18 protein-coding genes and 2 pseudogenes are annotated in these 18,487 nt (G+C 60.2%); 14 read left to right on the top strand and 6 right to left on the bottom strand.

The window, feature by feature from the left end; genetic code table 11:
* Nucleotides 1-54: 54 nt before the first annotated feature.
* From C7402_RS07965 to C7402_RS07950, 4 genes are all read left to right on the top strand, one after another.
* Nucleotides 55-1,191 (top strand): FAD-dependent monooxygenase, encoded by a 1,137-nt coding sequence (locus tag C7402_RS07965; RefSeq protein ID WP_116610177.1) that lies wholly within the window; start codon nt 55-57, stop codon nt 1,189-1,191.
* 99 nt (nt 1,192-1,290) lie between these two features.
* Complete coding sequence (locus tag C7402_RS07960) at nt 1,291-1,989, top strand: maleate cis-trans isomerase family protein (protein WP_165841845.1); 699 nt, start codon at nt 1,291-1,293, stop codon at nt 1,987-1,989.
* A 43-nt stretch (nt 1,990-2,032) separates the two neighbouring features.
* A complete protein-coding gene (locus C7402_RS07955) occupies nt 2,033-3,034 on the top strand; it encodes an AraC family transcriptional regulator (protein WP_116610175.1) in 1,002 nt (333 codons plus the stop codon).
* A 97-nt stretch (nt 3,035-3,131) separates the two neighbouring features.
* A protein-coding gene (locus C7402_RS07950; protein WP_116610174.1) for an IS3 family transposase occupies nt 3,132-4,306 on the top strand; the annotation gives its coding sequence in 2 pieces (ribosomal slippage) (nt 3,132-3,393 and nt 3,393-4,306; 1,176 coding nt in all).
* A gap of 152 nt (nt 4,307-4,458) precedes the next feature.
* Here C7402_RS07950 and C7402_RS07945 read toward each other — a convergent pair.
* A complete protein-coding gene (locus C7402_RS07945; protein ID WP_116610173.1) occupies nt 4,459-5,379 on the bottom strand; it encodes a LysR family transcriptional regulator in 921 nt (306 codons plus the stop codon).
* A 111-nt stretch (nt 5,380-5,490) separates the two neighbouring features.
* On the opposite strand from C7402_RS07945, the gene C7402_RS07940 reads away from it, so the two are divergent.
* From C7402_RS07940 to C7402_RS07910, 7 genes are all read left to right on the top strand, one after another.
* Nucleotides 5,491-6,264 carry an SDR family oxidoreductase gene (locus tag C7402_RS07940; protein ID WP_116610172.1) on the top strand — a complete coding sequence of 258 codons (774 nt, stop codon included), beginning with the start codon at nt 5,491-5,493 and terminating at the stop codon, nt 6,262-6,264.
* A gap of 25 nt (nt 6,265-6,289) precedes the next feature.
* Complete coding sequence (locus tag C7402_RS07935; RefSeq protein WP_116610171.1) at nt 6,290-7,108, top strand: SDR family oxidoreductase; 819 nt, start codon at nt 6,290-6,292, stop codon at nt 7,106-7,108.
* A 64-nt stretch (nt 7,109-7,172) separates the two neighbouring features.
* Entirely contained in the window at nt 7,173-8,582 is a 1,410-nt protein-coding gene (locus C7402_RS07930; protein ID WP_244314775.1) for an aldehyde dehydrogenase family protein, read from the top strand.
* Between the two features lie 20 nt (nt 8,583-8,602).
* Nucleotides 8,603-8,863 carry a hypothetical protein gene (locus C7402_RS07925; RefSeq protein WP_244314774.1) on the top strand — a complete coding sequence of 87 codons (261 nt, stop codon included), beginning with the start codon at nt 8,603-8,605 and terminating at the stop codon, nt 8,861-8,863.
* Between the two features lie 10 nt (nt 8,864-8,873).
* The gene (locus tag C7402_RS07920; protein ID WP_116610168.1) at nt 8,874-10,067 is read left to right on the top strand and encodes a low temperature requirement protein A; all 1,194 of its coding nucleotides are present in this window, start codon (nt 8,874-8,876) and stop codon (nt 10,065-10,067) included.
* Nucleotides 10,068-10,116: 49 nt separating this feature from the next.
* Nucleotides 10,117-10,662 carry a DUF924 family protein gene (locus C7402_RS07915; RefSeq protein ID WP_116610435.1) on the top strand — a complete coding sequence of 182 codons (546 nt, stop codon included), beginning with the start codon at nt 10,117-10,119 and terminating at the stop codon, nt 10,660-10,662.
* A 20-nt stretch (nt 10,663-10,682) separates the two neighbouring features.
* Nucleotides 10,683-11,177 (top strand): hypothetical protein, encoded by a 495-nt coding sequence (locus C7402_RS07910; protein ID WP_116610434.1) that lies wholly within the window; start codon nt 10,683-10,685, stop codon nt 11,175-11,177.
* Between the two features lie 269 nt (nt 11,178-11,446).
* On the opposite strand, the pseudogene C7402_RS07905 reads toward C7402_RS07910, so the two are convergent.
* The 3 genes and pseudogenes from C7402_RS07905 to C7402_RS07895 form a co-directional block, all read right to left on the bottom strand.
* A pseudogene (locus tag C7402_RS07905) lies at nt 11,447-12,157 on the bottom strand (IS6 family transposase); the annotation flags it as partial.
* A 60-nt stretch (nt 12,158-12,217) separates the two neighbouring features.
* Nucleotides 12,218-12,364 (bottom strand): annotated as a pseudogene (locus C7402_RS07900) (IS5/IS1182 family transposase); the annotation flags it as partial.
* A gap of 294 nt (nt 12,365-12,658) precedes the next feature.
* The gene (locus C7402_RS07895; protein ID WP_116610167.1) at nt 12,659-13,978 is read right to left on the bottom strand and encodes a helix-turn-helix domain-containing protein; all 1,320 of its coding nucleotides are present in this window, start codon (nt 13,976-13,978) and stop codon (nt 12,659-12,661) included.
* Nucleotides 13,979-14,372: 394 nt separating this feature from the next.
* Between C7402_RS07895 and C7402_RS07890 the strand changes: the two genes are divergently transcribed.
* From C7402_RS07890 to C7402_RS07880, 3 genes are all read left to right on the top strand, one after another.
* Nucleotides 14,373-15,260, top strand: coding sequence for an Lnb N-terminal periplasmic domain-containing protein (locus tag C7402_RS07890; protein WP_116610166.1), 888 nt, complete (start codon nt 14,373-14,375; stop codon nt 15,258-15,260).
* Nucleotides 15,261-15,348: 88 nt separating this feature from the next.
* A complete protein-coding gene (locus C7402_RS07885) occupies nt 15,349-16,722 on the top strand; it encodes an HdeD family acid-resistance protein (protein WP_116610433.1) in 1,374 nt (457 codons plus the stop codon).
* A 97-nt stretch (nt 16,723-16,819) separates the two neighbouring features.
* Entirely contained in the window at nt 16,820-17,041 is a 222-nt protein-coding gene (locus C7402_RS07880; RefSeq protein ID WP_116610165.1) for a hypothetical protein, read from the top strand.
* Nucleotides 17,042-17,267: 226 nt separating this feature from the next.
* On the opposite strand, the gene C7402_RS48275 is transcribed toward C7402_RS07880, so the two are convergent.
* On the bottom strand, nt 17,268-17,570 hold the full coding sequence (locus C7402_RS48275) for a helix-turn-helix domain-containing protein (protein WP_425273768.1): 303 nt from the start codon (nt 17,568-17,570) through the stop codon (nt 17,268-17,270).
* 228 nt (nt 17,571-17,798) lie between these two features.
* Nucleotides 17,799-18,368, bottom strand: coding sequence for a hypothetical protein (locus tag C7402_RS07870; RefSeq protein ID WP_116610163.1), 570 nt, complete (start codon nt 18,366-18,368; stop codon nt 17,799-17,801).
* Between the last annotated feature and the right edge of the window lie 119 nt (nt 18,369-18,487).

The raw sequence follows: 18,487 nt of genomic DNA, 5'->3' as shown, positions 1-18,487 counted from the left end.
ACCAGCGCGATTGCGGTGGCAGACCCGCAACCCCATAGCCCAGGACGAAACACCATGAAGATTGACATCGTTGGCGCCGGACCGGCCGGAATGTATTTCGCATTGCTGACAAAAAAATACAATCCATCCCACCGGATCCGGATCTACGAGCAAAACCCGGAAGGGGCAACCTACGGCTGGGGCGTCGTGTTCTCCGATGTCGGGCTGTCCTTCCTCAAAGAGGCCGATCCGGCGTTCTTCGAGGAGTTCATCGCGCATCACGAGCGCTGCGACTACATGGAAATCGTCCACTGCGGCACGCATGTTCAGGTACACGGCAACCATTTTTCCCGCACGTCGCGCATCGACATGCTGAGGGTTTTGCAACAAGCGTGCAAACGTGAAGGAATCCATATCGAATATGGGCGGCGCATAGAGGACGCGCGTGCGCTGGCCGCGGGCTGCGATCTGCTTGTGGCGGCGGACGGCGGAAACAGCGTCGTACGCACGCAACTGGCAGACCATTTCCGCCCGCAATTCGTTCGGCGACGCAACAAGTTCGCGTGGTACGGCACGCGCCAGCGCTTCCATCCTGTTTCGCTGATCTTTCGCGAAACCCCGTACGGGGTATTCATCGCACACAGCTACCAATACAGCGCCGGGCTTTCGACCTTTCTCGTCGAGGTGGATCCCGAGACCTGGCAGCGTGCCGGGCTCGACAAGGCCACGGAGGATGAGAGTCGGCGTTTCTGCACCGAAGTGTTCCAGGCCGAGCTCGGCAGCAACGAGCTGCTGACCAATCGCTCGCTCTGGTTCGAAGCCAATATCGTCAGCAACGAGCGCTGGACGCACGGCAACATCGTGCTGCTCGGCGACGCGCTTCGCACCGTGCACTTCTCGCTCGGCTCGGGCACGCGTATGGCGATGCAGGACGCCATCGCGCTGCATCGCGCCGTCGCCGGGCATCCGGGCGACCTGCCCGCAGCGTTCGCTGCTTTCGAGACCGAGCGCAGGCCCGCGTCGTCGAGCTTCCAGAGCGCGGCGGCAAAGAGCCTCGACTGGTACGAGAATGTCGCCGGCAAACTGCACCTCGACCCGGTGCGCTTCGCCTACGACTATATGCGCCGCACCGGACAGGTTAGCCACGACGATCTCAAGCAGCGCGACCCGGGCTTCACCGCTGCCTACGACGCGCTGCAAGCCGCCACCTGACAAGACAGCGAGCCGCCGCCCTAACACCCCACAAGCAGAGGACACACCGTGACCAGGCTCTACCGCATCGGGCAGATCGTGCCCAGTTCCAATACGACGATGGAGACCGAGATTCCCGCCATGCTCCGCGCACGCGAGGCAATTCGCCCCGATGAGCGTTTCACCTTCCATTCCAGCCGCATGCGTATGCACAAGGTAACGAAGGAAGAACTGGCCGCGATGAACAAGGAGGGTTTGCGCTGTGCCGCCGAACTGGCCGACGCGCGCGTGGACGTGATGAGTACCGCATGCCTCGTCGCGATCATGGCGATGGGCCTCGGATACCACCGTCAGACGGAGCAGGAATTGACGGACGTCGCGCGGGCAAACGCCTGCCTCGCGCCGGTGATGACGTCGGCCGGCGCACTGGTCGACGGGCTGAAAACGCTGGGCGCGCGCCGCATCGCGCTGATGGCCCCGTACATGAAGCCCCTGACCGATCTGGTCGTCCAGTACATCGAGCATGAAGGAATCGAAGTCGTCGATGCGATCTGCTTCGAGATTCCCGACAATCTGGAAGTCGGACGGCGCGATCCGCTTCAACTGCTGGAAGACGTGAAGCGTCTGGATACGCGTGATGCCGACGTGATCGTCGCGTCGGCATGCGTGCAGATGCCGTCGCTGCCGGCCATCCAGCGCATTCAGGACACAACGGGGATTGCAACGGTTTCCACGGCCATCTGCACGGTACGCCGCATGTTGGACCACCTGGGCTTGGAGCCAGTCGTGCCCGGCGCGGGCGCGCTGCTTGCGAACTGAGGCTAAAATTGTTGCCCGGTAGCCTGACTACCACGGAGTGCAGATGTACCCGCCGTCTCTTCTTGAAGACCGCCCGGTTTTGCCGCAGCGATTTCTACTGCTGCGAACCATGGACATTGCCGAAGCGCACGCGGTCGTCGCCGGACTCTATGCGCCTTTCGACTGGTCGTTGTCGCGGAACCGACGGCGCGGTTCTCATCCGGTATCGGTTCACGCTGTTCGATCCGGCTCGCTGAACGTGGCAACGCTGGCCTACGGACATGAAGTCGACATCCGGCCGGACCACGTCGGCTGCGGCCTGCTGGTGACCACCGTACTGGCGGGAGAAGTGTCGCAAACATGGCGTGACGGTCGATATGCTGGCGGCACAGCCGGACAAATCTTTCTCACCAGTAACGATAACCGTCCCACGTTTCACTACTCCGCCAGTGCCGAAGTCCTGAAGGTCAGCTTGCCTCAACAGAAGATTGACGCGCTATGCTGGCAGTGGATGGGGAGACGCGGCACTTCACCGGTGCGTTTTTGTCTGCCGAAAGTTGAATCGGGCGCGAGCCGGCCCTGGCTATTGCTGCTCGACTACCTGATTCGCAACCTGGACGCGCCGCCCGAAACGCAAACATTGCTGAGCGAGCGCATCGAAGAATTGCTGATCCTGCACCTTCTCGCCAACGTGACGCACAACTACAGCGACCGGGTGCTTCATGCGGCCACCACGACCCGCGAATACAGACGCGCACGCTCGTTCGTCGAAGATCATCTGTGCGAGTCGCTGACACTGGCTGATATTGCGCGTGCGGCAGGTTGCAGCATTCGCTCCCTGACCCGTGCGTTCCAGCTCGCTGGCGACGTTTCTCCCATGCGCTTTCTGCAGGAGTTACGGCTCCAGCGCATTCACTCGGCCCTTTGCCACGGCACTGAAACACACGTGACGATTGCCGATATCGCCCTGCATTGGGGCTTTGGCCACGTTGGGGAGTTCAATCGTCAATACCGGATTCGCTTCGGCGAATCGCCATCGCAAACGCGCGAGCGTATCGTGAGTTGAGACTGCGCCGGAACTCGAACTGACCCCAGCCCGGCAGTGAGGTCGGCTGAAAAAAGTGGAAGCCAACGTTTCGTAAAATCGTGAAACGGAGGCATGAATGAATCGAATTCCCAAAGCGGTCTACACGAGAGAGTTTCGTGAGGAGGCGGTCAAGCTGGCGTTGACTGAAGGTGTCGGTGTTTCGGAAGCGGCACGCCGGCTCTCGGTTCCGCTCAAGACACTGGCGAACTGGTTGCGTTCAGCCAAGGCAGGCAAACTGCAGAAGGTCGGCAGGGACCAGAAGCCGCTGACCGAACTGGAGGCCGAGCTGGCGCGCGTACAGCGAGAACTGGCGGAAGTGAAAATGGAGCGCGCTCTGTTAAAAAAGTTCGCGACGTACTTTGCGAGGGAGTCGCGGTGAAGTACGGCGTGATTGAACAGATGCGACAGGATTATCCGGTGCCACCGATGTGCCGGTTGCTGGGTGTTTCGGTCAGCGGTTATTACGCATGGCGCAAACGCACGCCCTCGAAACGGGCACGGCAGGAAGCACGACTGGAAACGGAGGTTCTCGCTGCCCATCAGCGCACGCGCGAAAGCTTCGGTCCCGAGCGCCTGCAGAAGCATCTTGAGCAGCACGGTGTTTGTGTGTGCGTACACCGGATAAAACGGTTGCGCAGGAAACTGGGCCTGCGGTGCAGGCAGAAGCGCAAGTTCAAGGCAACCACCAATTCGAAGCATGATTTGCCCGTCGCGCCGAACCTGCTGGGCCAGGACTTCTCGGTTGCAGCGCCCGATCAGGCCTGGTGCGGCGACATCACGTACACCGCGACCGACGAGGGCTGGTTGTATCTCGCTGGCCTGAAGGATCTGTACAGCGGCGAAATCGTCGGCTATGCGATGAGCGAGCGCATGACGAAAAATCTGGTCATGCAGGCGCTGTTTCGCGCCGTCTCGATCCGGCGCCCGACCCCGGGCCTGATTCCGCACACCGACCGCGGCTCGCAATATTGCGCACAAGCATACCAGAAGCTCCTCAGGCAGTTCGGCATGCGCGCGTCGATGAGTCGCCGCGGAAATTGCTACGATAACGCGCCGATCGAATCATTCTGGGGCTCACTCAAGAACGAACTGATCTATCATCAGCGCTTCGCAACGCGCGAGCAGGCCAGGCTCGCCATCGGCGAGTACATCGAAATATTCTACAACCGGCAGCGCACGCAGGCACGTCTGAACCACCTGTCGCCTGCTGCATTTACGCAGCGATTCTATCTGGATCGTACCGCTGCTTAACGCGTTGGCTTCCACTGATTCCGACCGACCTCAGGGTGTCCTACGATGCGATCGACCTGATCCGCAACGAACGCGCGCCGGTGGAGCATGGCGAGAAATAACCGGAGCTGGCGCAGGATCAGCAACTTGATGCGCCCTTGCGACACGCAGCATCAACTCGCAGCATCCCTCTCCCGTTCGAAGCAAGGCGCCAGAATCTCGGCGAGCCAGTTGCTGAACGCCCGCACGCGCCGCGATAAATGGCGCCGGTGCGGGTACACGATCTGTACCGGCATCGCTGGCGCTGGCCAGTTCTGCAGTACCTCGACCAGTTCGCCGCGTTTCAGATGCGCGCGCACGTCGAAGGCCGGAATCTGGATCAGGCCCGAACCCGCCAGACAACACGCAATATAGGTCTCTGCATTGTTGGCCGATACCTGGGCGCGCATCGCAAGCGTCCGCAACTGCCCCCCATCGCTCCATTCCCACGGCGCCACCCGGCCGCTGGCGGGCTGCGCATAGTTGACGGCAAGATGCAGCGGCAGGTCGGCCGGACTATGTGGCACGCCGTGGCGCTCCAAATAGGTCGGACTGGCGCAATTGACAAGCCGCAGCCCCCCCAGCGGGCGGGCCACTAGGCTGCTGGCCGAGAGTTCGCCCACTCGCAGGGCACAGTCGATCCCCTCATGTATCAGGTCAATTGTGCGATCGCTCGACCCAAGATCCAGTTCGATGCCAGGGTGACGCTCGAAGAAATCCGGCAGCGCCGGCGCCACCTGCCGCCGGGCTATCCGGCTGGGCATATCCACGCGCAGGCGTCCCTGCAGCACGCTCGGGTGCGGCCGGAACTGCTGCTCCAGTTCGTCGCTGTCGGCCACCAGCGCAGTGGCGCGTTCGAGCATGGCGTCGCCATCCCGCGTCAGGCTGACACGCCGGGTCGTGCGGTTGAACAGGCGCGTGCCCATTCGGGCTTCCAGTTGCTGGATTGCCAGGGACACCGTGGGACGGGGCACGCCGAGCTGGTCAGCCGCCAGGCCGAAACCGCCGCAGTGTGCGACGCGCAGGAAGATTCGGAGCTGATCGATACGGTCCATGAGTCTGCAATTGGTAGTGAATTGTAGATAGTCTAGACAAGAATCGCCGATTTATCGGAAAACTATCGCCCTATACAGTATGGAATCTTTCACCCCAACCAGGAGTCTCCGATGTCCACACACAGCATTCAGGGCAAGGTCGTGCTCATCGCGGGCGGCGCCAAGAATCTGGGCGGTCTGATCGCCCGTGACCTGGCCGCGCAAGGCGCCAAGGCTGTCGCCGTCCACTACAACAGCGCCAGCTCAAAGGCCGATGCTGAAGTGACCGTGGCCGCCATCGAGCAGGCCGGTGCCAAGGCGATTGCGTTGCAGGCCGACCTGACGAGAGCTGGCGCGGTGGAGAAACTCTTCGTCGATGCCATCGCAGCTGTCGGCCGGCCCGACATCGCCATCAACACTGTGGGTAAGGTGCTCAAAAAATCCTTTGTCGAGATCAGCGAAGCTGAGTACGACGAGATGACTGCGGTCAATAGCAAGTCGGCGTTCTTCTTCCTCAAGGAAGCCGGTAAGCACGTCAACGACAACGGCAAGATCGTCACGGTCGTGACGTCGCTGCTCGGCGCCTTTACGCCGTTCTATGCCGCCTACGCCGGCACCAAGGCACCGGTGGAACACTTCACCCGTGCGGCGGCCAAGGAATTCGGCATGCGCGGCATCTCGGTGACGGCCGTGGGGCCCGGTCCGATGGATACGCCGTTCTTCTACCCGGCCGAAGGCGCCGACGCGGTCGCATACCACAAGACCGCCGCCGCCTTGTCGTCGTTTTCCAAAACTGGCCTGACCGACATCGAGGACGTGGTGCCCTTCATCCGCCATCTGGTCAGCGACGGCTGGTGGATCACTGGCCAGACAATCCTGATCAACGGCGGCTACACGACCAAGTAACCGGAGGACGGCAAAGGAGAACACCATGGTTGCGATCTCGCATCAGCAGATCACCAAGACATTCCCCTCGGCGACTAGCACGGGAGCACGCCGCTTCGTCGGGAAGACCGCTATTGTCGCTGGCGCCTCCGCGAATGTCGGTCGGGCGCTGACTCAATTGCTGGCGCAAGAGGGAGCGGACGTCGTGGTTCACTACAACTCTGAGAACAAGGCAGCGGAAGCAGAGCAGACCGCCGCGCTGGTACGCGAGCTCGGACGCGAAGCGCTGGTGGTGCAGGCGGACTTGACCCGCCCAGCGCAGGCCACGGAGCTGTTCGATGGCGCGCTTGCCCGGTTCGGAAAGGTCGACATCCTGATCAATACCGTGGGCAAGATCATCCGCAAGCCAGTCGCCGAGTTCAGCGAGGCGGATTTCGATGCGCTGTTCGATGTGAACGCGAAGGCGGCCTTCTTCCTGCTCAAGGAGGCGTCGCTGAAGATGGCCGACGAAGGGCGCATTCTGAGCTTCGTGACCACCATGGTCGGCGCGTTCGCGCCTACCTACGCTGGTTATGCGGGCAGCAAGGCGCCACTGGAGCATTTCAGCAAATCGCTGGCCAAGGAGCTGGGGCCGCGAGGGATTACTGTCAACTGCATCGCACCGGGCCCGCTCGATACGTCCTTCTTCTACCCGGCGGAGACAGACGAAAACATCGCGTGGCTGCGTGCAATGTCGATCGACGGCGGCATCGGCAACATCCAGGACATCACAGGACTGGCTCTGTTCCTGGTGTCGCCCGAAGCGCGCTGGATGACGGGTACGACCAGCTTCATCAATGGCGGCATCGTCTCACCGGTCAATTGAGCACACTCGGCCGACGGCAATCGCGGGCCGCCACCGGCCGGCTCTCCCTGATTGCGACGGGCCTTTGCTTCTGCAACAGGACCAACAACCCTCAACAACCATGAACAAGTACCAATCGTTGCTGGATCGGCAACGCGAGTTCTTCCTCACCGACGCGACCAAATCCGAGCCTTGGCGGCTGGACCAGCTCGAGCGCATGGAGCGCCTGCTGTGCGATAACCAGCAGGCCTTCTGCGATGCGTTATACCAGGATTTCCGCAAACCGCCTTTCGAGCAGTTGTTCGAGATCACCGTGCCGCTAGGCGTGATCGATTATTACCGCAGGCATCTCGCCGAACTGATGGCGCCGCAGCCGGCGCCCGTTCCGCCCGGTCTCGCGGCCGAGGGCTACCGCGGCGAAATCCACATGGAGCCTTACGGCCCCACGCTGGTGATCGGCCCGTTCAACGCACCGGTACTGCTGTTGCTGGACCCGGCTATCGCTGCGTTGGCGGCGGGCAACCCGGTGGTGCTGAAACCGGCCAACATGACGCCCACCGTGGCGGCTCTGTTCCAGACGCTGATCCCGCAATACTTCGCGCCCGAGGCCGTGTCGATCGTCACCGGCGGGCGTGAGGAGATCTCGGCCCTGCTGGAATTGCCGTTTGATTTCATCTTCTTCACCGGTAGCGCGACCGTGGGCAAAGTAGTGATGCGCGCTGCGGCCGAACACCTCACGCCCGTAATCCTCGAACTGGGCGGCCAGAACCCGACAGTGGTAGACGCCACGGCCAACCTGGACATCGCGGTCGACCGCATCGCCTGGGGCCATAACGCCATCTCGGGCCAGTGGTGCATCGCGCCGGGCTACGTCTACGTGCATCGTTCGATCGCCGACGACTTCATCGCCCGGCTCAAGCGTTCGCTCACCGCCATGTATGGCGAAGACCCGAGCGCCAGCCCCGATTTCGCGCGCATGATCAGCGAACACGACACGCGGCGCGTGGCCTCTTACATCGTGCCGGAGAAGGTGGTACACGGCGGCCGTTTCGACATTCCCGGCCGCTACGTCGAACCGACCGTACTGTATCCCAGCACCTGGGACGACCCGGCCATGCAGCAAGAGATCTTCGGTCCCGTACTGCCGGTGCTGCCCTACGACGATCTGGGCGAGGTCATCGAGACTATCAAGCGCAAACCCCGCTCGCTCGCGGCGTACATCTTCAGTAGGGATCAGGCGGCGGTCGACCGCTTTCTCGGCAGCGTGTCGTTCGGCGGCGGCTGCGTCAACCAGACGAACCTGCATTGCTGGATCGACAGTCTGCCGTTCGGCGGCGTCGGCCTGAGCGGCATGGGCAAGTACTATGGCAAGGCGGGATTCGATGCGCTGTCCAACACCAAGGCGATGCTGATCGGCAATCCCGACAAGGTACTCGATGTTTTTCCGCCGTATGCGGGCAAGGACATCGCGAAGATCCTCAGCGTGTTTTCCTGAAAAAAGGTTGGATTATGCACATGGCGATGGTAATCGGCGGCGGTCTCGTTTTGCTCGGCCTGTTTCTTTTATTCGGCAGGCTCTGGGGTGGCGGCGATCCCGATCTCGCCATGGCGGCCAAGCTCTTCATCCTGGCCTGGCTCGCCGTCTCACTCGTCAACATGTGGGTGGGCGTGACGAAGGCCGGTTATTCGGTGCGTGATGAGCTGCCCATCCTGTTCATCGTCTTCCTCGTGCCGGCGGTGATCGCCGGTTTCGCCGCCTGGCGTCTGGCGCGGTGAGGAGCGCGCCATGTCCGATCGCGTTTCCATTTATCATCCACTGCTGCGCAGCCGCGACGGCCATCATGCCCGGGTCAGCTTCACCGAGCTGTTCTTCGACCTCGTCTATGTGTTCGCGGTCACCCAACTCAGCCACGAACTTCTGATCAGCCTGACGCTGACCGGCGTGGTCGAGACGCTGATCCTGTGGTTCGCGGTCTGGCTCGGTTGGCAATATACCTGCTGGGTCACCAACTGGTTCGATCCCGAGACGCCGCGCATCCGCTCGCTGCTCTTCGCGGTGATGCTGGCGGGTCTCGTCATGGCAGCGGCCATTCCGGGGGCCTTCGGCAAACGCGGCCTGATTTTCGCGTTCGCCTATGTCGCAATCCAGGTGGGGCGGACAGCCTATATCGTTTTCGAACTCGGCAAGAATCATGCGCTCGCCGCCAATTACCGCCGCATGCTGGGATGGGTCGTGATCGCGGCGGTGTTCTGGATCGCCGGCGCCTTTGCCGAGGGCTGGCCCCGCGCGGCGCTATGGGCGATCGCGGTCCTGTGCGAATATGTGTCGCCGATGTTCGGCTTCGCGCTTCCCGGCCTCGGCCTCTCCAGGACCAGCGACTGGACGATTGAGGGTGGCCATCTCGCCGAGCGCTGCCAGCTCTTCGTGATCGTCGCGCTTGGGGAGACCGTACTCGCCACCGGCGCGACGCTCGCCCAGGTGGACATCTGGGATTCCGCCATTCTTTCCGCGGTGCTCGCCACCTTCCTCGGCACGCTCGCCATGTGGTGGCTGTATTTCGGCACCTCGAGCGAGGATGCGACCAAAACTATCACGCGGTCTGGCGATCCGGGCCGCATCGGCGCCTATCTCCACGCCATTCTGGTCGCCGGCATCATCGCCACCGCCGTCGGCAACGACCTCGTGCTCGCGCATCCGCACAACGCGGTGAAGACAGCCTATGCGCTGACCCTTTCCGCGGGACCGGCGATCTACCTGCTCGGCAGCGCCATCTACAAGAAGGTGGTCTATGGCGTCGTACCCACATCCCACATCGTTGGCGTCATTCTGTTCGCGCTACTGATTCCTTTCGCATCCTACGTGGACCTGCTCACCATGGGTTGGCTGACGACAATCGTCATGCTGACGGCAAGCTTCTGGGAGGGGCGCCTGCTGCGCAAGCGCCGCACGGGCAAGCCGATGCGACAGGCGGGGCATTGAGATGGGGAGCGCCCTGCCTGTCCGCACGACTGCGGCAACCCCGCAACCGATGCCGGAAACGCCGGCCGATGCGCGCGCCGTCGTCGCTTTCTGGGCGGTTTCGTCGGCGCACCGGATCGACCAGGATGCCGGTTTCGATCGTGCGTTCCGCGAGCGCTTTCTCAACCTGCATATGGAAACGGCAGCGCGGAAGCGCGACAACTGGATGGCGGCCCCCGATGGCGCACTCGCTCTCCTGATCCTGACCGACCAGTTTCCGCGCAATGCCTTTCGAGGCGCCGGCCACATGTACGCGACCGATTCGCTAGCCCGGTTTTTTCCCCGTCAGGCGCTGGATGCAGGGTATATGGAGCGCGTTGATCCGAAGATGAGGTTGTTCTTCTGCCTGCCTTTCGCCCATTCGGAAGACTTAGCTGATCAGGACGTCTCCGTCAGCCTGAACGGACGACTCGGGCAGCTCTGGCTCGACCATGCACAAAACCACCGCGACATCATCCGGCACTTCGGACGCTTCTCGCACCGCAATCCAATGCTGGGCCGCGCCACAACTCCGCAGGAAGAAGGGTTTCTCGAAGCAGGCGGCTTTCAGGGATAGTGATAGAGAGGGGAAAATCCATGACAAAATCCAGAAACAGAACTCTGATCGACATACTCGTCGCAGCTCCCGTGGCGTTGCTGTTGGCCTTCGGTGCCGTAGCGAAATCAAAAGTCGACCCCATGCCGACCGATACTGCGCGCTCTTATACGGCCCTGTCCAATGGCACATCTTCCACCTTGGGGGCGACAATGAAGCTCAGTCGCACGTCGGTGAGTTTCTCTAAGCTTAAAGGGGAAATGAAGCTCCAGTATTCCGACGTTTGGAACAACGGAAACGATACGGATTTCGGCGGAAGCGTATACAAGGTCCTCAACGCTGACGCGTTCTTCTCTCAAAACAAGGGCAGGAACGGCTTTTGCGACGAGCCGGTGCGATGGCTTACCGTCATGGACATGGGCAATCAATTCGGTGGTGGGGCTGTTCGCATCGGAATGCTCAGCATCGGTGACTGGCGCAAATACACGCCGGACGCTTTAGGCGCGTGCAGTGCCGATACGTTCACGCTGAAATAGTTTCAGTGACGATAGTTTTCGGGTACTTGCAGCAGCCATCACGCAGGAATACCGCTCCATTTTTCCTAAGTTGGATATCCAATGTCATGGCATGCACGCATGAGCTCCCCGCGTTCTGCGGCGGCAGGCAGGGTTAGCAAATCGCCTTTGCTGCGAGGTTACCGGCTCTGTCGCATTAACGCGGGGGGAAGTAAAATTCGAGGTTGTGTCGCGATAAGGGACGTGAGGCGTGTGAATTCCGAAATGAATAGGACTACGTATATAATTGGCGAATAGAATTTATCGGCTGCGGTTTTGGTGCCGTCGTCGCCCTGCATCTGCCCTTTCCGAATCATGTGCATCACTTCGACGCCGGACAGGATGATGCGTGCGCACCGGAAACTCTTGAAACCCATCATCGGCTTGACGATACGTTTGACGGCACGATGGTCCTGCTCGATGATGTTATTCAGGTACTTGTTTTGCCGGATCCAGATCGGCGTCGGTCGGCCTGCGTTGAACGCTTCCAGCGCGGCCAGATTGGCGCCGCTCTTGTCCACCGTGACAGTCTCGGGCTCTCCGTGCTGGCCGATCGCTTTCTCGAAATACCGGCGCGCAGCAGCCTTGTCACGATAGGCGCGCAACATGAAATCGACGGTGTTGCCCTCCTTGTCGACGGCCCGGTACAAGTATTTCCAGTGGACTTTGACCTTGATGTAGGTCTCGTCCATCCTCCAACTCTTGCCTACCGGGCGTTTGTATTTGCGAAAAGCCTTTTCGAACAAGGGAACGAGCTTTATCACCCGGCGATGCACGCGTGAGTGATCGACCTCGAATCCACGCTCGCTCATCATTTCCTCGAGATTACGAAGGCTCAACGAGTATGCCACATGCCACCGAACACACAGCAGGATCACGTCCAGCGGATGGTGCAGCCGCTTGAGAACCTTGCCGATACCCGCAGGCAACCTTGCGCGCGCTGCTTTCTTCGTCTTGCCCATCTCGTTCGGCTTGTATGGAAGAGCTTGAATTTTAGCTCACCGCGTTAGTGCGCCAAAATCGGCCGTTTTGCCTTTGCGATAGAGCTGCGCATTGGGGGCGGTCGTTGACTGATGTGTCTCGCTGCTGCGCTTCTCGCCCTTAAAGTCGCCCGCGCCGCCACCGTCGTTGTCCTGATCGTCACCGTTCTTGCGTACAAAGATGGTATGGACGCCGCCCGGCCGCGTCGGTGAGGCGAGGCCGCAGATACGGCGGAGCCCTCGCTATAGCTGACGGCAGCAAAGTGCCAAACTGGTGGTGTTGAGAACGACCACCAGGGTTAGGAGGACTCGAATTGAAGACTACGACTTCGGAACGAACTCGTCGAGCTTGCGCATGGAAAACAGACTCCCAGTGAACGTGTCGGCTCCGCGCATAATCTTGATGTGGCAAGTGGTAGTCCATCTATCAACGCTTCACGAACTCGGCACGATGACGTGTTTCAGCGGCACTTCAGCAACCTGCTAGTCGAACTGGCGCGATTGTCTGATCTGTCGAGGTGTTGCACCGAAATACTTTTTTGTCGCACTCGTGAGATAGCTTTGCGAGCCGAATCCACATTCGATTGCAATTGACAGAATGCTGGCGGAAGAGTGGTGGAGGAGCCATCGCGCACGCTCCAGACGTCTTTCGATGATGTACTGCATCGGCGTTCGCGAGAATTGCTCCCTGAATGCGGCGATCGTCGCATGTTCGCCCTTGCCCACGAGTCTCGCGAGGTCGGCTAGGCTGATGGGCTTGTCCAGTGAGGCGTCGATAAACTGGTTGATCGCCGTTTCACACAGCGCATTACACTCTGCGAGCGAAGGGCCTGGCCCTTGCTCTGCATTCGGATTCTTCTGATAGGTTGCAGCGGGTGGCTCCGCGAACCGGCGAATATAGTCGCGTGCGAAGCGCCCAGAGTTTGCGAATCCGTAGGCGCGCAGTGTCGTCGTGAAACTGCGCCCGCTTTCCTTGGCGAGAGCACGATGCACGCCGTTGAGCCGTGCCTCATAGAGGATCTCGGCGGACCCCTTGCCCGCGAACCGTCGTATGCCATTTTCGAGCGCGCTGGTCGCATATCCCATGGCGTGTGCGACGCTACCCAGTGTCTTCCAGCGAATCGGGTCCGATTCGATCATCGCGATTGCGCTGCGTGCTTGATGTTCCCGGGCATAGTGCCCACTATCCAGCATGTTGCTGTAGTTGTTGGGGTGTCCTGTAACCAGAAGCTTCAACATATGCTCAAGCAGCGAATTCGCCGCCACAGCAGGTACGGGAGCCATTTGCATCATCTGGCGCAGGGAGCCGCTCGCGATGTCCCACTGTGTCGCGATGTCTTGTGAGATCGGTTCGAGGCCGAAGCTGACCGGCTCCAGCAACTCTCGACCGATCCACTGACCGACAAAGTCGTTGATTCTTTGTGCGTCGATAATCACGGAAAGATGGCCGAATCCCTCCGGACCAGTGACACAGTTGGAATTGCCCGTCGAGGAGATGGGCATGACGTCGCCGGGCATGCATACAGTTTTGGAATCGCCGCTCGAATAGGTTGAACCGCCGCGGTTGCAGGAAAGAAACAGATAGTTCGGACGGGCTTCTTCCGAGCGGAAGCAGAACGGCATGTGATAGTCGACGTCATAGATGCCAATGCCATTCCACTCCTGGCCGGCCATATCGACGTTCTGCCTCGTCGCTTGCTGTGCCACAAACCGGTTATCGGCATAGATGCGTCCGATAAAGTCAGACACCTCGTCTGGATCATCACTGTGAAAATGATGAGTCTCGACTAGTGGGTCGTCCATGTTGGAGCTCGCTGATAGACGTGTTTAGACATGCGCCGGTCCTGATGCGCGTTCAAGTCGTGTCCGCTTTCTGGTTGCTTGGTGATCCGTCTCTTCGATCATACGGCCATAGGACGGAGAAAAAAAGCCCTGATGATGCAGATTGGGTAAAAGGCGGCAATGGCTGGGCGACACGTCTTGTCCCGGGACGGGCCACTTGCGTCACAGGCCGGCATTGCAATTTTTGAATCAAATATTCTGAAAACGGCGCAGCCCTGACCAGTCTAGAATGCGACGACCGGAGCGAAACCAGTGATCATGAGTTGTGGTCGATGCTCGACTTTGCCGTGGTCACGCTTCGTGACGATTCCGGTTGGGGGAGGTGGGAAAAGGGAGGGGCGATGAATTCGGCCGAATGCGGCGCAACAGTGCGTTGGGACAGTATCGGGGCGGACGCTGGATCGCGGGACAGAATAGGCACCCGAAACTGGTGCGGGATGCGGCGGCACGGCGCGCGAACTGGCTCACGTCGATGATCCGGCGCGCGCGTGGACCATGTGTGTGGGTTCCGGAATATGCGCGGATGGCGCGGGTCGAGCGTCAGGGTTCGCTTGCGATGATTCGCGACGTGCGCAATTTCACATACCGAACGCGCGACGATTGCACGCCAGGGTACTACGATGCCCTGTATGAAATTGACGCCGTCCAGTCAGTCGACCTCATTGTCTCGCGCTGGACCGCGGAGGCAATTGCTCATGTGTTTTTGAGCTTCGGTTTTCTGGATGGGCGCTATCTGGCGATTTCGATCGAGACCCGCAGGCGGCGAGGGCAACGATATTCGCCTTATGCCGGTTTCCTGCCGATCTACGACCTGGTTTATGTTGTGGCTGACGAACGCGATCTTCTCGGTGTGCGTACCGACGTGAGGCGCGAACGCGTGCATCTGTTTCGCGCGGATATTTCACAGGCGACGGCGCAGGCCTTGTTTGCCGACTACCTGCGCCGGATTCAGGAACTCGGCGGACAATCCGAGTTTTACAACACACTATTTAACAACTGTACGACCAACATCCTGCGTCACATAAAAGCCGTCGCGCCCGAAATCCGCTTCAACTGGAAAGTGCTGCTCAGCGGATATGCCGACCAGTACGGGTATGAACTCGGACTGCTCGATCGTTCCTTGGCATTCGAATCGCTCAAGGCTAAAAGCCTTGTCGCAAGAGCTGCGGATGCGGAGATTGACGCGGGCTTTTCTGAAGCGGTTCGTGCGCGGCTGCACAGCGGCGGCGCGGCGGTTGGCTGAGCGCCGCAGGCCGTGAGTGTTGTCGGGTCGACGCGCACGACGACCGGAGCCGTGGCGCAGGGCGCGAATGAGGGTCCAGGGAATCACCATGGTAAGACTGGTAATGCTTTTGCTGGGCGTTGACTATCTGCGCAAACGCGCCCGTGCGATTTTGTCGATCGGCGTAATCTGGATTGCTGCGGGTCTCACTGTTTTCGTCGATGCAACGGGCGGGGCGCGCCACTTTCCGCTAACGCTTTTCGCATGGCTGTTTCTCGCGGAAGGTATCGCGACGCTTGCGGTAGCGTGGACAGGGGTAGGCGGGCAGCGCGTATTGCGTTACATCAAGGGCTGTGCCGTTGTGGGCGCGGCCTTGTTGATATTCGCGGGACACCACCACGGTAACTTCATCCTCTCGATGATCTTCGGCACGCTCTTTCTCGCAGACGGACTGCTTCAGTGCGTGTCTGCCTGGATTGTCCGCTATCGACGCTGGCGGATCGCCTTCACCTGGGGCACTGCCGAGATCCTTATAGCCGTGTTCTTCTACCAGCCCTATCCGACCCACTATGTCGGGACCTTGCCTTACTGCCTGGCTCTCTTCCTCATGTTCGGCGGCCTCAACATGATCGCGCTTGCCGCGCGCGTGCGCCGTCTCGACAGCAATCCTGCACTGCGCCGCTCGCGGCGCTCAGCGTTGCTGCCCGAAGTCGATGTGCCTCGCGAATCTCGAATGTTCGATCGTACCGAATGGGACGGTCCGCCTGCGGACGACGAGCGCGCCTTGACCGTTCATGTGTGGACGCCATCCGGATCGTCCAGGGCTCCCGCACAACGTCATCCGATCATCGATCGCTACATTGCTGCTGTTGATGTCAACGGTGTGATCTCGACCGGTCACGCGGCCCTGGAGTCGCCAGAGGGCATCTACATCAGTCTTTATCCAGGCGTGGAGATCGACCGTTCGCCCGGGGAATTCGGCCGGATCCTGCGCGCGACACCTGACAATGATGTGCCCGGAATTTTTCAGCCTGACTATGCGACCGAAGCGAAGGCATGGTGTCCGTCGACGGTTCGCGTGCGCATCCGCAACTACGATCCCGTAAAACTTCGGGCGTTCTGGGAGCGGTACCGCCGCAACACGCACTACAACCTGACGCATCGCAACTGCTCCAGCAGCGTTTCGAATGCACTCGAAGCGGCGCTCGATGGCGCAGTCGGCAGGCTGTGGGGCGAGCGTGCTGGCTGGGGCGGTTTCCTGCGTGTCCTGGTTACGCCGGAACTCTGGGTCGCGGCACAGATACGCAAGCGTGCAGTCACGATGGCGTGGACGCCCGGTCTGACGCTCGACTATGCGCGAGCGCTGAGTATGCTCGCCGATCCTCGACCGTTTGCGTGGTGGAAGGCGAGTCGCATGGCGATCACACGACTGTTTCGCCAGCAACGGGCATGGCGCGAGCAGGACGCTGAGGCGCTGCGTTGACGATCCGCACAGTGCCGCCCATTGCTCGCCTGACATTCTTTGACACATTTCCGTCGATGCGGATGATAGAGTGATTTCACATTCAGGGCCGAAGCTGATGGAGAACTACGTCATTCGTTACAAGGGCTATATCATCGATTTCACGCCGTTTGACGCAGAGGGCGGTGCATTCGGTGCGCGATGGGCGATCGCGAAAGATGATGCAGTTTGGTCGGGTAGTGTACCGTTGTCGAGCGCAGTGCTGATGGCTCGCGGCAGCCGCGAGGAGATGGCGGAAATCGGCAGAAGCAAGGCGATCAGACTCATCGATAGCGCGTAGTGCCGGGGAGTTCTGCCCAGGCGTCGCGCGCGCTCCTCTGGCTGCACGTGGGGCGCCGGAAGATGTTCGAGCCAGTCGACAAAGAAGAGAATGCGCCGCGACAGATGCTGACGATGCGGGTAGTCTACCCACTCCTCTGTCAGGTTGGCTGTGCGGTCGGTCATCCCCAGCTCAACGTCGATCTGCGGATAGTGCTTCAGGAATTCAGGTAGCGTCGGGGCGTGAGTCACGCGATCCGAGGCGTCCCGGCACGTCGATGCGCAACGTGCCGCCGGGGGCGGGTCCGGAATCGCGGAAGAGGTTCTCTGTCTCGTCCATGCCTGCGATCAGGCCCAGACACCGCCCAACAGCGTGTCATCGTGGCTCTACGCGTTGGCCGGTTCAGCGGCCCCGTGCCGACCGCTTTGCCCGTTTCGAGGACAGTCGCGGAAACGAATGGGTGAGGCATGCCCATCGTCTCGGCAGCGCGAGTGAACTTCATGCGGTCAACGACGCGTACGAATACGTGCGGCAAATCGATGTGATCCATGGCGTGAATCTGCCGTGTCGCGACGCAGTGCCTGGCCTTTCAACGAGCTCATCGCGCGTTCGGGGCGTGAGGGTGCCGTGTGATTGTTATGCATTACTGATAGATGCGAGCCGAAAAACAGGGGTTCTACCGGTGCTTTGCGGACTATAGAATTGGTGGGGGCCCGGGTGTATCGGTTCGCGACCAGTAAGGATCACACATGCCCGCATGCCCCGAGTTCGTAGGGGCCTAGAATTCACGGCTGTACAGGGTGAAAATATAAACAAGCTGGTAGGCGATGGCTATGATGGGAAACACTCGGTGATAGCGTCGGTTGTTCGTCCTGATCGCAATGCTGCAAGCCACTATAAAAACGATCGCCCTCGCCGCATATGCCGACCCGAGATGCAAATAATATTGTCGTCCTTTCAACAGGGTATCAATGAGATCAAGCGCAAAAAGCGCGACGAGCAAACCAAAGAACCATGATTTTCGGGAAAAGAAGTAGTTTTCGTATCCACTGTATTCCTCCATTGAATCGGGGAACATCATGGAGCAGGTCATGTATATCAAAACTGCATAGGCGATGGTGAACAGGTAGATGGCGAAGTTCCACTCCCTGAGTTCACGGAGCTGAAATTCCCACCACCAGTAGTGCAGCACGTAAATGAGCATGAAAAATGCCCACGCCATGTGGGCACCGTAAAGCATTTTCTTGCGTGGACGCTGGATGATGTTGGCAAAGCCCCGTAGCAGGTGCGTAAGCCCGAGGCTGATTACGACGCCGACGATGATGCGAACATGAGAGTAAAGATCCATTTGCTTGTGTCTTGGCGGGTAGCTGGCTACCGTGATAGCGGGCGGTTGCCCCGGTTTGATAAGAACACGGAGTTGCGAAAAAGGGGCCGTTACGACATCTTGTAGGTGGTAAATACCAA

Source organism: Paraburkholderia unamae, assembly GCF_003096875.1.
Lineage (GTDB): Bacteria > Pseudomonadota > Gammaproteobacteria > Burkholderiales > Burkholderiaceae > Paraburkholderia > Paraburkholderia unamae.
The sequence above is the reverse complement of the archived record's forward strand: the minus strand, read 5'-3'. Positions and strand labels throughout refer to the sequence as shown.

Coding starts and splice junctions, on each gene's coding strand:
- C7402_RS07880 (WP_116610165.1), top strand. CDS start 16,820: ATGGAGAACTACGTCATTCGTTACAAGGGCTATATCATCGATTTCACG.
- C7402_RS07890 (WP_116610166.1), top strand. CDS start 14,373: ATGCGGCGCAACAGTGCGTTGGGACAGTATCGGGGCGGACGCTGGATC.
- C7402_RS07870 (WP_116610163.1), bottom strand. CDS start 18,368: ATGGATCTTTACTCTCATGTTCGCATCATCGTCGGCGTCGTAATCAGC.
- C7402_RS07910 (WP_116610434.1), top strand. CDS start 10,683: ATGACAAAATCCAGAAACAGAACTCTGATCGACATACTCGTCGCAGCT.
- C7402_RS07925 (WP_244314774.1), top strand. CDS start 8,603: ATGGCGATGGTAATCGGCGGCGGTCTCGTTTTGCTCGGCCTGTTTCTT.
- C7402_RS07920 (WP_116610168.1), top strand. CDS start 8,874: ATGTCCGATCGCGTTTCCATTTATCATCCACTGCTGCGCAGCCGCGAC.
- C7402_RS48275 (WP_425273768.1), bottom strand. CDS start 17,570: ATGGATCACATCGATTTGCCGCACGTATTCGTACGCGTCGTTGACCGC.
- C7402_RS07960 (WP_165841845.1), top strand. CDS start 1,291: ATGGAGACCGAGATTCCCGCCATGCTCCGCGCACGCGAGGCAATTCGC.
- C7402_RS07965 (WP_116610177.1), top strand. CDS start 55: ATGAAGATTGACATCGTTGGCGCCGGACCGGCCGGAATGTATTTCGCA.
- C7402_RS07885 (WP_116610433.1), top strand. CDS start 15,349: ATGGTAAGACTGGTAATGCTTTTGCTGGGCGTTGACTATCTGCGCAAA.
- C7402_RS07915 (WP_116610435.1), top strand. CDS start 10,117: ATGCCGGAAACGCCGGCCGATGCGCGCGCCGTCGTCGCTTTCTGGGCG.
- C7402_RS07955 (WP_116610175.1), top strand. CDS start 2,033: ATGTACCCGCCGTCTCTTCTTGAAGACCGCCCGGTTTTGCCGCAGCGA.
- C7402_RS07895 (WP_116610167.1), bottom strand. CDS start 13,978: ATGGACGACCCACTAGTCGAGACTCATCATTTTCACAGTGATGATCCA.
- C7402_RS07945 (WP_116610173.1), bottom strand. CDS start 5,379: ATGGACCGTATCGATCAGCTCCGAATCTTCCTGCGCGTCGCACACTGC.
- C7402_RS07935 (WP_116610171.1), top strand. CDS start 6,290: ATGGTTGCGATCTCGCATCAGCAGATCACCAAGACATTCCCCTCGGCG.
- C7402_RS07940 (WP_116610172.1), top strand. CDS start 5,491: ATGTCCACACACAGCATTCAGGGCAAGGTCGTGCTCATCGCGGGCGGC.